At 59.1% G+C, this 13,116-nt stretch carries 8 protein-coding genes; 5 read left to right on the forward strand and 3 right to left on the reverse strand.

All coding sequences use genetic code 11. From position 1 onward, the window contains the following. Window positions 1-122 precede the first annotated feature (122 nt). Window positions 123-1,127, reverse strand: a complete 1,005-nt coding sequence (locus I1M21_RS01520) for a LacI family DNA-binding transcriptional regulator (RefSeq protein WP_195192134.1) — start codon at window positions 1,125-1,127, stop codon at window positions 123-125. 356 nt (window positions 1,128-1,483) lie between these two features. Between I1M21_RS01520 and I1M21_RS01525 the strand changes: the two genes are divergently transcribed. Beyond that, window positions 1,484-3,253, forward strand: a complete 1,770-nt coding sequence (locus tag I1M21_RS01525; RefSeq protein WP_195192135.1) for a lactose/cellobiose PTS transporter subunit IIB — start codon at window positions 1,484-1,486, stop codon at window positions 3,251-3,253. A 65-nt stretch (window positions 3,254-3,318) separates the two neighbouring features. Next, a complete protein-coding gene (gene lacG / locus I1M21_RS01530) occupies window positions 3,319-4,758 on the forward strand; it encodes a 6-phospho-beta-galactosidase (protein ID WP_195192136.1) in 1,440 nt (479 codons plus the stop codon). Between the two features lie 262 nt (window positions 4,759-5,020). Here the strand turns inward: lacG (I1M21_RS01530) and I1M21_RS01535 are convergent, their stop codons facing one another. Further along, window positions 5,021-6,049 carry a LacI family DNA-binding transcriptional regulator gene (locus tag I1M21_RS01535; RefSeq protein WP_229025523.1) on the reverse strand — a complete coding sequence of 343 codons (1,029 nt, stop codon included), beginning with the start codon at window positions 6,047-6,049 and terminating at the stop codon, window positions 5,021-5,023. A 350-nt stretch (window positions 6,050-6,399) separates the two neighbouring features. Between I1M21_RS01535 and lacG (I1M21_RS01540) the strand changes: the two genes are divergently transcribed. Together lacG (I1M21_RS01540) and I1M21_RS01545 are read left to right on the forward strand one after the other, a co-directional pair. Continuing rightward, on the forward strand, window positions 6,400-7,842 hold the full coding sequence (gene lacG / locus I1M21_RS01540; RefSeq protein WP_022094683.1) for a 6-phospho-beta-galactosidase: 1,443 nt from the start codon (window positions 6,400-6,402) through the stop codon (window positions 7,840-7,842). A 176-nt stretch (window positions 7,843-8,018) separates the two neighbouring features. After that, window positions 8,019-9,779, forward strand: coding sequence for a PTS lactose transporter subunit IIBC (locus tag I1M21_RS01545; RefSeq protein WP_195192138.1), 1,761 nt, complete (start codon window positions 8,019-8,021; stop codon window positions 9,777-9,779). Between the two features lie 252 nt (window positions 9,780-10,031). Here the strand turns inward: I1M21_RS01545 and I1M21_RS01550 are convergent, their stop codons facing one another. After that, on the reverse strand, window positions 10,032-11,033 hold the full coding sequence (locus tag I1M21_RS01550) for a LacI family DNA-binding transcriptional regulator (RefSeq protein WP_195192139.1): 1,002 nt from the start codon (window positions 11,031-11,033) through the stop codon (window positions 10,032-10,034). A gap of 284 nt (window positions 11,034-11,317) precedes the next feature. Here I1M21_RS01550 and I1M21_RS01555 point away from each other — a divergent pair, with 284 nt between their 5' ends. Beyond that, a complete protein-coding gene (locus tag I1M21_RS01555; RefSeq protein WP_195192140.1) occupies window positions 11,318-13,096 on the forward strand; it encodes a PTS lactose transporter subunit IIBC in 1,779 nt (592 codons plus the stop codon). The last annotated feature ends 20 nt before the right edge of the window (window positions 13,097-13,116 follow it).

A 13,116-nucleotide genomic window follows, 5' to 3' on the forward strand; every position in this document is an offset into this window, starting at 1 on the left:
AAAAAGAACAATCCAAAACGCAATATCAGGCTATGAACGGTCGATTTTCACCCGTGAACGGTTTTTAAACCATTTCGAACAATATCAAACACAAAGAAGCTCGACCCAAACAGGTCCGCACCTTAGCGCAGACCGCGTACCGTATCGCCCTCGATGAGCACGCCGGGGATCAGCATGTGCTCCACGCTAGGTGCGACGCCCTCGGCGCCGGCAATCTTATCGACCGCCCACATGCCAACGCGCTTGTTATCAAAACGCACCGTAGTCAGGCGACGGTCGGGCACGATATCGCCCAGGCTGTCATCAACACCCACCACACTCACGTCCTCGGGCACGCGCTTTCCGCGCGACTCGAGTCCGCGAATGCAGCCGTAGGCCATGGCATCGTTGGAGGCATAAATGGCCGTGCAGGTCGGATCATCCGCAAGCACCTGGCCGGCGGCATATCCGCTCTGTGCCGTCCAATCGCCACGGACGAGTCGCGGCGGCTCAATACCATGCGCACGCAATGTCTCACGCCAGCCCTCCTCGCGCCGCATGCCCGAAAGCGAGCGCTCGGGACACGAGATAAAGTGCACGGTCTTGTGCCCCTGCTCCATCAAGTACTCGACCACCTGGCGCGAGCAATCGAACTGGTCGTTATCGACCGTCGAGCACAGCGGGTGCTCCAGCATGGTAACGAGCACCGTCTGCATACCGGGCAGCGGCTCGAAAGTGCCAAAATCCGCCGGCATGCGGTTCATGATCACAACCATACCGTCCACCGGCAGTGCGCTCATACGCGACGATGCGCTCTCGAGGGTATAGGGGTGTCCATCTACTTTCGTGAGGGTGATGGCATAGCCGTGTTTGTCGGCGGCGGCGGCAAAGCCCTCCATACGGTCGAGATTGCCGGTGCCGGTAATGTTGAACATGGCGACGCCGACGGTCTTAAACTTGCCGCGGCGCAGCGATCGACCGGCAAAATTGGGGCGATACCCTAGCTCGCGCATGGCGGCACGCACGCGCTCCTTGGTCTCGGGGCGCACGCTGGGCGAATCGTGCACCGTACGCGAGACTGTCTGCTCCGAGACGCCCGCGAGACGCGCCACATCCTTAACGGAAACCGATTTTTTAACAGCGGCCATAGGTCGATCTTTCTATGTCGACGATGCCATTGGTGGCACCCTACGCAGTCATTTTTAACGCCTTCAAGTATATCCAACGCCTCCCCCCCCATACGCTCACCACCCAAAACCTACCGTTCACCGACATTTCTGCTTCCCCGAACGGCTTTTGTCGCCCAAATGTTAACGTTGCCATTGTGCAAACACAGAGCCACCGGGCGGCTCAAACGTTTACGCATAAGGAATCGACGGTTCGCAGGCACAGGAACCACCGGTTCGTGTCTTTTTTGTGTCGCAAAATGGCAACGTCAACATTTTGGCAACCGAACGCCAAAAGCTACCATCGTTGCTAACCCACCGACTCTTAGGAGCATTGCATGGAGCAACTCATCGCCATCATCGAAAAGGGCCAGCCCTTTTTCAACGCGATCGCCCGCAACAAGTACCTCAAGGCGATCCGCGACGGCTTTATCTCCGTCATCCCCATCATCATCTTCTCGTCCATCTTCTGCCTGGTAGCCTCGGTTCCCAACATCTGGGGTTTCTACTGGCCCGATGACATCAACAACGCCCTGTGGAAGTGCTACAACTACTCCATGGGTATCCTGGCCATCGCCTGCGCTGCCACCACAGCCAAGCACTTCGCCGACGCTCAGAACCGCGATCTGCCCAAGAACAACCAGATCAACTTCATCTCGTGCATGTGCGCGGCCATCATCGGCTTCTTGCTCCTTTCGAGCGACACGATCGCCACGGACACTGCCAGCGGCTTCAACACCACCTACCTTGGTTCCAAAGGCCTGCTGACCGCCTTCATCGCTGCGTTTGTAACGGGCATCATCTACAAGTTCTTTATCAAGCGCAACATTACCGTCAAGATGCCCGAGCAGGTTCCGCCCAACATCTCGCAGACCTTTAAGGACATCATCCCCTTCTCCGTCTGCATCACCGTCTTTTGGGTCTTTGACATCATCTTCCGCGCTGCCTTTGGCTTCTGCTTTGCCCAGGGTGTCATCCAGGTGTTCCAGCCCCTGTTCACCGCTGCCGACGGCTACATCGGCCTCGCTGTGATCTACGGCGCCATGAGCCTCTTCTGGTTCGTCGGTGTCCACGGCCCCTCGATCGTCGAGCCCGCCATCGCCGCCGCCCTCGTTGCCAACATGACCGACAACCTGGCTGCTTACCAGGCCGGCCAGCACGCCTCCGCTGTCCTGACGCAGGGCGCCCAGTACTTCGTCGTCTGCATGGGCGGCACCGGCGCCACGCTCGTCCTCGTCTTTATGTTCTGCTTCCTAGCCAAATCTCAGGAGATGCGAGCCGTTGGTAAGGCTGCCATCGTCCCGGTCTGCTTCGCCGTCAACGAGCCGCTGCTGTTTGCCGCGCCCATCGTGCTCAACCCCGTCTTCTTTGTCCCGTTTGTCTTTGCCCCGATCGCCAACGTCTGGATCCTCAAGGTCTTTATCGACTTCCTGGGCATGAACGGCTTTATGTACACCCTGCCTTGGACCGTCCCCGGCCCCATCGGTACCATCATGGGCCTGGGCTTCCAGCCGCTCGCCTTTGTGATGCTCGCCATCATCCTGGTCGTCGACTTCCTTCTGTACTATCCGTTCTTCCGTGCCTATGACGCCCAGAAGTGCGCCGAGGAGGCCGAGATCTCCCAGGAGGAGCTCGCCGCCAAGAACGCCGAGAAGGCCGCCAAGCTCAACGACGCCTTCCAGGGCAAGGCCGATGCCAAGAGCGTTGCCGCCGGCGCTGCTGCCGAGGCCGTGAAGAGCGACGCCGCCGCTGCAGCCCCCGCTGCCGAGGCCACGGCCACCAGCGACCTCAACGGCAAGCGCGTGCTCGTGCTCTGCCAGGGCGGAGGCACCTCGGGCCTGCTCGCCAACGCACTGGCCAAGGCCGCCAAGGAGCGCGGTATCGACCTGGAGACCGCTGCCGATGCCTATGGCAACCACGTGGACATGCTCCCCGACTTTGACCTGGTCGTCCTGGCCCCGCAGGCCGCGAGCTACCTGGCCGACCTGCAGAAGGACTGCGAGCGCGTGGGCAACAAGTGCGTCGCCTGCCGCGGTAAGCAGTACATCGAGCTCTCCCAGAACGGCGACAAGTCTCTCGCCTTCGTGAGTGAGCAGCTCTCGAAGTAAGTAACGCGTAAAGGCCAGCCGACCACATCAGATGGCTGGCCTTTTTACTAGACGATTGGATCATCATGTCCGTTAACCCCGCCAGCGTCACCAACCCGCCTGCGCAGTTTCCCGAGGACTTTGTCTTTGGCGGCGCCACCGCTGCCTACCAGGTAGAGGGCGAGACCCGCACTCACGGTAAGGGCAAGGTTGCCTGGGACGACTTTCTGGAGGCCCAGGGCCGCTTCTCCCCCGATCCCGCTTCCGACTTCTACAACCAGTACCCCGTCGATCTGGAGCTGTGCGAGGAGTTCGGCATCAACGGTATCCGCCTCTCCATCGCCTGGAGCCGTATCTTCCCCAACGGCACCGGCGAGATCAACCCCGAGGGTGTGCAGTTCTACCACGACCTCTTCGCCGAGTGCCACAAGCACCACGTCGAGCCGTTCGTCACGCTGCACCACTTCGATACGCCGCTTCCCCTCTTTGAGAAGGGCGACTTCCTCAACCGCGAGACCATCGATGCCTTTGTGGACTTTGCCACCTTCTGCTTTAAGGAGTACGCCGACCAGGTGATCTACTGGTTCACCTTTAACGAGATCTGGGCCGACGCCTCCAACACCTACATCGAGGGCACCTTCCCCGGCGGTGTTAAGGCGCATCTGGCCGAGGCCTTCCAGTGCGAGCACAATATGATGCTCGCCCACGCCAAGGCCGTGCTCGCCTTCCACAACGGCGGCTTTAAGGGCAAGATCGGCGTCATCCAGTCGCTGGAGTTTAAGTACCCGCTCAACGAGAACGACCCCGCCGACATCAAGGCCGCCAACAACGAGCACGTGCTGCAGAACCAGTTCTTGCTCGACGCCACCTTCCGCGGCGACTACGCGCCCGACACGCTCGAGTGCGCCAACCGCCTGGCTGCCGTCTCGGGCGGCACCATCGAGATCCTGGACGAGGACCTCGAGATCATGCGCGAGGCTGCGCTCTACAACGACTACCTGGGCGTTAACAACTACCAGTGCCGATTCCTCAAGGCCTACGATGGCGAAAACGACCTGCACCATAACGGTACGGGCGAGAAGGGCACCGGCCGCTGGCGCGTCAAGGGCATTGGCGAGCACGTGAACAAGCCCGGCATCCCCACCACCGACTGGGACTGGATCATCTATCCCGAGGGTCTGTTCGATCTGCTCGTCTACATTAAGCAGCGCTACCCCAACTACAAGCAGATCTTCATCACCGAGAACGGCATGGGCTACAAGGATCCCTACAAGGACGGCTTTGTGGACGACCAGCCCCGCATCGACTACATCGAACAGCACCTGCGCTGGCTGCTCAAGGCCATGGAGGTTGGCGTCAACGTGGGCGGCTACTTCCTGTGGAGCCTGCAGGACCAGTTCTCCTGGACCAATGGCTACAACAAGCGTTACGGCTTCTTCTACGTTGACTTTGAAACCCAGAAGCGCACGCCCAAGGCAAGCGCATACTGGTATAAGCACGTGGCGCAGACCCGTCGTCTGGACTAGTGACTGGCGGGGTTGCCCGCTCACACAACCTGTCCCCCATTTCTCAGCCGGGGGTGGCACGTCACACGGCGCGCCGCCCCCGGTCTTTTTGGGCGGTTCGGGGTCGGTTTGTCTCAATCTGTAACATCTAGCCGAGTTTTTGGGTCCTAGCTGTTACAGATTGAGACGAACAGGATTGCTCTTTCCGAAGAATCTAAATCTGTAACACGTAGCCCGCTTTTGACCGTCTACCTGTTACAAATCGAGACAAACGGAGTAGGACCTAACCCCGTATGTCCCTAACAGTCGAGCGTTCGACCAGCGTGCTCGGCACATGAATCGCCTCTATAGACGAGCTCTCTCCAATCGCCGCCTCAAACGCAAGCTTACCGACACCGCGCAAATCAAATCGCAGCGTCGTCAGCCGATTGTGAGGAACAAGTCCCTCGAGTGCGTCGTCGATACCAACCACGCTCACGTCGTCGGGCACGGACAGGCCCGCGTTCTCGAGCGCGGCGATAACGCCCAGCGCCATCTGGTCATTTGCCGCAAGCACGGCAGTCGGCGCCTGCGACCCGCCGGCAAGCACCTCGGCCGCAATCCGCTCGCCCATGGCGTACCCACTGTCCGCACTCCAATCGCCACGCAGCATCGGAGCGGCATCGACATGAGCACGACCCAGCGTATCGCGCCAACCGGCCTCACGAAAACGCGAGGAAATCGAGTTTTCCGGACCCGCCACAAACCGCATATTCGAGTGACCATGTTCCAGCAGATAATTGGTCAACAGCTCGCACGAACCATACTGGTCGGAGTCGATCGTCGTGCAGCGCGGATGCGCATACATGGACAGGATGACCGTTCGCACTCCCGGCTGGGGAACAAACTCCTCAAAATCGGGAGCCATGCGGTTCATGTTGAGAATCATGCCGTCGACGGGTCGCTCGACCATGCGGCGCGAGGCATCGGCAAGTGCATAGGGCTTGTCGCCGCCCATCTCGATCATAGTGACGGCAAAATCGTGCTCGCGCGCCGCTTGCATGATACCCTCGAGCGTCGCCAGGTTACCGACACGTGTGATGTTGTACATGCACAGGCCAATAGAACGATACGACCCGCCGCGCAACGCCGCTCCAGCAAAATTGGGACGAAAGCCCAGCTCTTCCATGGCGGCCAGCACACGCTTGCGCGTCTTTTCCGTCACGTTGGGCATACCGTTGACCACGCGAGACACAGTCTGGCGGCTCACGCCAGCGAGCGCCGCAACCTCTGCCGCGCTCGCCGAACGACCATCCCTTGTCTGCTGATCCATGCCTTCCACGCTAACCTGCTTCCCAACTATTCCCCGCGCCCATGGCGCATCGTACATACATTGATAACGTGCTCATGATACCCGAGCCATATACCACAACATGAAAACTTCTGTCAATCAAAACCGCTTACCGAACAAATACAACCGTTCGCGGCTGTTTGAAGTTGTTTTGTTTCTATACATCCCAGCAGGATGTTAACGTGCTCATTGTCAAATGTTCACGTGCTCATTTTGGTTCTAATCATTTTAAGATAGTGTTTATCGGGCTTTTTCACCGCTGAATGCTAACCAGGGAGCCTCCTGAGCGCAAACGCACAATATCGAACAGTGAGACGAGAGGGTGTATGCATATGTCTTTGCTAAACCGCGTACAGCAGCTGCCGAAGGGCTTTGTTTGGGGCGCCGCAACCGCCGCGTACCAAACGGAAGGTTCCACGAAGGTGGCAGGCAAGGGTAAGACCATGTGGGACGATTACCTTGTCGCCCAGGGTCGCTTTTTGCCCGACCCGGCCAGTGATTTCTACAACCGCTACGAGGAGGATATCCGCCTTTCTGCCGAGCATGGACTCAACGCCATTCGTGTGTCCATCGCCTGGACCCGCATCTTCCCCAACGGCGACGATGCCGAACCCCTCGCCGAGGGCGTTAAGCACTACCACGAGCTGTTCGCCTGCTGCAAAAAGTATGGCGTCGAGCCCTATGTGTCCCTGCATCACTTTGACTCCCCCGCCGCCCTGTTCAACCAGGGCGACTGGCTCAACCGCAAGACCGTCGACGCCTATGTGCGCTATGCCGAGTTCTGCTTCCGCGAGTTCCGCGAGGTCAAGAATTGGTTCACCATCAACGAGCTCATCAGCCTCTCGCACTCCCAATACATCCAAGGCAACTTCCCGCCCAACCATCACTTTGATGTGACGAGCGGCATCCAGAGCCAGCACAACGAGCTCGTTGCCCATGCCCGCGCCGTCAACCTGTATAAGGATCTTGACGAGACCGAGCACCTGGGCGGACGCATTGGCATGGTCAACGTCCTGACGCCGGCATATCCTGCCACCGACTCGCCCGCCGACCAGCACGCCGCCGACCTGTACAACGCCTTCTACACCGACTTCATCATGGACGGCGCCTTCCTGGGTCACTACTCCGCGCGCACCCTCTCACTCATCAACGAGATTCTGCGTGCCAACAACGCCACACTTACGGTTGAGGACAGCGACATGGAGGAGCTCGCCAAGGCGGCGCCCCGCAACGATATGTTCGGCCTCAACTACTATCAGTCGGCGTTTATCGCCGCCTACGATGGCGAGTCAACCAACAGCTTTAACGGCACCGGAGACAAGGGCACCTCGTGCTTTAAGTTTAAGGGCGTCGGGCAGCAGGTCGATATGCCGGGTATCCCCACCACCGACTGGGATTGGCTCATCTACCCGCAAGGCCTCTACGACACGCTCAAGCACATCAGCGCCACCTATCCCAACCTCCCCGTCATCTATATCACCGAAAACGGCCTGGGCCACAAGGACCCCGAGCCCGACGCAAACGGCATCGTCGCCGATCCCGAGCGCATCGACTTTGTCGACCAGCACATGGAGAAGGTGCTCCAGGCGCGCGCCGAGGGCGTCGACGTCCAGGGCTACTTTATCTGGAGCCTGCAGGACCAGTTCTCGTGGGCCAATGGCTATAACAAGCGCTACGGCCTGTTCTACATCGACTTCGACACGCAAAAACGCTACATCAAGCAGTCGGCACTCTGGTACAAGGAGCTCGCCGACACTATGGCGGACGCGCAGTAGCGCATCGCCTCGCTTTCCCCCGAGAAGGGAGCGGCCCTATGCGATACAAACCCAGCCGCTCCCCTCTCTCCCCCTGGGACCGGCCCCGCCTGCACCCGGGCTTTTAGCAAGCGGGAGACCATATAGGTTTTCAACGTCCATGCCATTAAGATTTCATGCAAAGAGGAGCGTGAACTATGGAATCGATCGTTAAGTTCTTGGAGAAAGGTCAGCCGTACTTCGACAAGGTCTCTAAGAACATCTACCTTCAGGCCATTAAAGACGGCTTTTTGGCAGCAATGCCCATTATCCTGTCTTCTTCTGTCTTCCTGCTTATTTCGACCCTGCCGGGCGTTGTCGCCACGGTCGGCGGCTTTACGCTGCCCGACTGGTGGAACGTCGACGTCGTGAACTTCTGCAACAAGGTTTACAACTTCACGATGGGCGTCGTGGGCATCATGGTCGCCGGCACCACCGCAAGCGCGCTGACCGGCTCCAAGAACCGCCGCATGCCTGCCGGCAAGGCCATCAACGCCACGAGCACCATGGTCGCCGCCATGTGCGCTATGCTCATCTTGGCCGTTACCCAGACGAGTGCCAAGATCGACGGCGCCGATGTCTCGGTGTTCTTTACCGACAACATGGGCACCAAGGGCCTGCTGAGCTCCTTTGTCGCCGCATTTGCCACGGTCAACATCTATGCCTTCTGCATTAAGCGAGACATCACCATCAAGCTGCCCAAAGAAGTCCCCGGCGCCATCGCCCAGAACTTCCGCGACATCTTCGCCTTCAGCTTCTCCATCCTGTTTGTCGCCGTCATCGACGTTATCTGCCGCGCCTGCTTGGCCGTCCCGTTTGCCAACGTCATCTCCACGCTGGTGAGCCCGCTGTTCGCCGCTGCCGATTCCTACGCCGGCCTCGCCCTCATCTGGTTCATGATCCCGCTGTTCTGGTTCATGGGCATCCACGGCCCCTCGGTCGTTAAGCCTGCCCTCAACGCCGCGCTGTTTGGCAACATCACCACCAACCTCGCCACGCTGCAGGCCGGCGGTCACCCCGCCCTCGCCCTGACCGAAAACTTCGGTAACTACATCGGCGAACTCGGCGGCACCGGCGCCACGTTCATTGTCCCGATCATCTTCCTGCTCTTTATGCGCTCCAAGCAGCTCAAGGCCGTCGGCAAAGCCTCTGTCGTGCCCGTGATGTTCGCCGTCAACGAGCCGCTGCTGTTCGCCGCGCCCATCATCCTCAACCCGTACTTCCTGATCCCGTTCCTGTTTGCCCCCGTGGCCAACGTCCTCATTGGTAAGTTCTTCATCGACTTTTTGGGCATGAACGGCTTTATCTATGCCATGCCGTGGGCACTCCCCGGACCGATCGGCACCTTCATCGACACCAACTTCCAGCCGATCTCTCTGGTCCTGGTTGTCGTCCTGCTGGTCGTTGACTTCTTGATCTACTACCCGTTCTGCAAGGCCTACGACAACGTCCTGTGCAAGCAGGAGGCCGAGACCCTGGCCGAAGAAGAGGCCGAGGAGACCAAGGCCGTCAAGACCGCTGCCGCCCCCGCCGTTGAGGCTCCTGTTGTCGAGACCGCTTCTGCCACTGAGGCCTCCGCAGCTCCGTCCGCCCTTAAGGGCAAGGATCTGAGGGTTCTGGTTCTGTGCGCTGGCGCCGGCACCTCTGCACTGCTCGCCAACGCGCTTAAGGAAGGCGCCGACGAGCTGGGCATCGACATTACCGCCAACGCCGGTGCCTACGGCAGCCACTACGCCATCATGGACCAGTACAACGTCATCGTCCTGGCTCCGCAGGTTCGCACCTATTACAACGAGATGAAGGCCGACACCGACCGCCTGGGCATCACGCTGCTGTCGCCCAAGGGCAAACAGTACATCGACCTCACTAAGGATCCCAAGGGTGCCGTCGCCTGGATCGAGGAAAACCTCGAGGCATAAGACGCTGACACCACCTGCCGCTTGCAGACAATAAATGGCCCGTGCATCGATGTGTGATGCGCGGGCCATTTTGTTTAGACCGCACCCGTCCTCCTGTTCATCTCAATCTGTAACATCTAGCCGAGTTTTTCGGTCCTAGCTGTTACAGATCGAGATGAACGCACAGGCCAAGCCGAAAATCTCAATCTGTAACATGTAGCTGAGTTTTTCGGTCCTAACTGTTACAGATTGAGACGAACGGGCCGAAAAACCCTACGCCCGCAGATCCCGCACGCTCGCGCGCTCGACCAACACGCCCGAGACGAGCGTACGGCTTCTGGAGCTCGGGGCTTCCAGACCTGCGACGACCTCGTTAAGCGCACGGATGCCCAGCTCGCGGTGGCGAAACTTCACCGACGTCAGAATCGAGTTGGGAATCGTCTTGTAGAGCTCATCGTCGAAGCCGATCACTGACACGTCGTCGGGCACGCTGAGCCCTTTGTCACGTAGGGCCATCATCACGCCGTTTGCCATGCAGTCGTTAGCAGCGAGGACCGCCGTACAATCGGGTTTATCGGCAAGCACAAGGCCCGCGGCATAGCCACTATCCGCATTCCAATCGCCTTGCAGAGGCTCGGGCGGCTCAACGCCACGCGCCTCGAGTGCCGCACGCCAACCTTTCATACGGCACTGGCTCGACAGCGACTCTTTCTTACCCGAAACGAAATACACGTTCTTGTGCCCGTGGTTCAAGAAGTACTCGCACGCCATGCGCGCGCCGCCCTCTTGGTCGTCACTGACGGTGGAGCAGGTAGGATGTTCCATCGGTGTGATAATCACCGTCTTGAGGTCTTTCGGCGCCTCAAAGGTATCAAAGTCATCGACCATCTGACGCAGGTTGAAGATCATGCCATCAACAGGCAGCTGCGACATCCTGCGCGCCGCATCGGCAAGGGTCATCTTCTCCCCTGCGCGCTTTTTGATCATCGTAAGCGCAAAGCCGCGTTCTTCGGCGGCATCGGCGATACCGTCAATCATGTCCACGGCACCGCCCGACAAGTGGAACAGCACGACGCCGATGCACCCGTAACGGCCCAACTTGAGTGAACGCGCGGCAAAGTTGGCTCGAAACCCGAGTGCCTCCATTGCGGAATGGACCTTATCGCGTGTCGACTCTCGCACGCTATCGGGCTCGTTGATCACACGCGAAACCGTCTTGAGAGAAACACCCGCGGCAATCGCCACATCGTTCATCGAGACGTTTTTCTTGTCCATCGTTGCCACTGCTTCTCCAGTCGGTTTTGCATCGCTTGCTTTTTGTGTTCTAGCATACACTACCTGCCTGACTGATAAATCAACCGTTTACCGGACAATATCGACCGCTCACGCGTAAATCCTTGTTGCTCTTCCAAAAATGTCTTACGTTGTCATTAGCGAAATGACAACGTTATCATTTCGCAATGCCTTCCTTAAGCAGGAAGGCTTCCGGGCAGTCCTGACCATCCATCGACGACCAGTTCCATCCACATGCATCGCGCATCAAGTAGTAAGGGAGCTCTATGGACGCCATCGTAAAGATGCTCGAAAAGCATCAGCCGTTCTTTGAGAAGATCTCGAGGAACATATACCTCCAGGCCATCAAGGACGGATTCCTTGGGTGCATGCCCATTGTCCTCACCTCTTCGATCTTTCTGCTCATTGCCACCCTTCCCGGCGTAGTTGGCATCACGCTGCCCCAGCCGCTCATCGACTGGTGCAACAAGCTCTACAACTTCACCATGGGCGTCATGGGCATCATGGTTGCCGGTACCACTGCCAAGAACTTCACGGCATCCATGAACCGTCGCATGCCCGCCGGCAAAGTGCTCAACGACGGTTCCACCATGGTGGCCGCCCAGTGCAGCATGCTGCTGCTCGCAGTCACGCAGTTCACCACCAAGTTCAACGGCTCCGAACTTTCGGTCTTCGATTGCACCAGCATGGGCACGCGCGGTCTGTTCTCGGCCTATATCGCCGCGTTCATTACCGTTTGGGTCTACAAGTTCTGCGTCTCGCGCGATCTGACCATTAAGCTGCCCAAGGAGGTCCCGGGCGCCATCGCTCAGAACTTCCGTGACATCATCCCCTTCGGTGGCGCTGTCATCATCTGCGGCATCATCGATGTGGTTGTGCGCAACCTCATGGGCGTTCCGTTCTCCGAGCTGCTCATCAAGCTGCTCTCCCCGCTCTTCACTGCGGCAGAGACCTATCCTGGCCTTATCCTTATCCAGGCAGCCACCGCGTTCTTCTGGTTCATCGGCGTCCACGGCCCCTCGATCGTCCAGCCGGGCATCGACCCCATCCGTCTTGCCAACCAGGCCGAGAACCTGCAGGTTCTGCTGGCCGGTGGCCACCCCGCCCACTCCCTCACCTTTAACATGTCGCTCGTGGGTGAGTTCGGCGGCACCGGCGCCACGTTCATCGTGCCGCTTCTGCTGATTCTCTTTATGAAGTCCAAGCAGCTCAAGGCCGTCGGTAAGGCCTCGATTGTTCCTGTTGCCTTTGCTGTCAACGAGCCGCTGCTCTTTGGCGCGCCGATGATCCTTAACCCCTACATGCTCATCCCCTTTGTTGCCGCCGGCTGCGTCAACGTGAGTGTTGCCAAGTTCTTTATCGACAACGTGGGCATGAACGGCTTCTCCTTCGTGGTGCCTTGGGCTACCCCTGCCCCCATCGGCATCTTCATCACCACGAACTTCCAGCTTATCGCCCTGGTGTTTGTCGCGATCATCATCTTGCTGGACGCAATCATCTACCTGCCGTTCTTGAAGGCATACGATAAGCTGCTCTGCGACCAGGAGGCCGAGCGCGCCGCCGAGCTGGGTCTTGAGTCCGATGGTACCGCTTCCATCGCCGCCAACGCCCCTGCGCCCGCTGTCGAGCAGGCTACCGCTTCCGTCGAGCCGACCGCCGCTGCCGCCGACAGCAAGCCTGTCGCCGATCAGCCCGAGCCCGCCGCCGACGTATCCGCTAAGAAGGACGTCGATGGCCTGAAGGTCCTCGTCCTGTGCGCCGGCGCCGGCACCTCTGCCATGCTTGCCAACGCCATCAAGGAAGGTGCCGCGCAGACCGGAGAGAACATCGCTTCCTCCGCAGGCGCCTATGGTCAGCACACTGCCATCATGGATCAGTACGACGTTATCGTGCTCGCCCCGCAGGTTCGTAGCTACTACAACGACATGAAGGCCGACACCGATCGCCTGGGCATTAAGCTGCTCGCTCCGCGCGGTAAGGAATATATCGACCTTACTCGCGACCCCGCCGGCGCCATCAAGTGGCTCCGCGAGAACCTCGACTAGTTCCTCCCTCTGTTGGTGCC

Source organism: Collinsella aerofaciens, assembly GCF_015546965.1.
Classification (GTDB): Bacteria; Actinomycetota; Coriobacteriia; order Coriobacteriales; family Coriobacteriaceae; genus Collinsella; species Collinsella aerofaciens_X.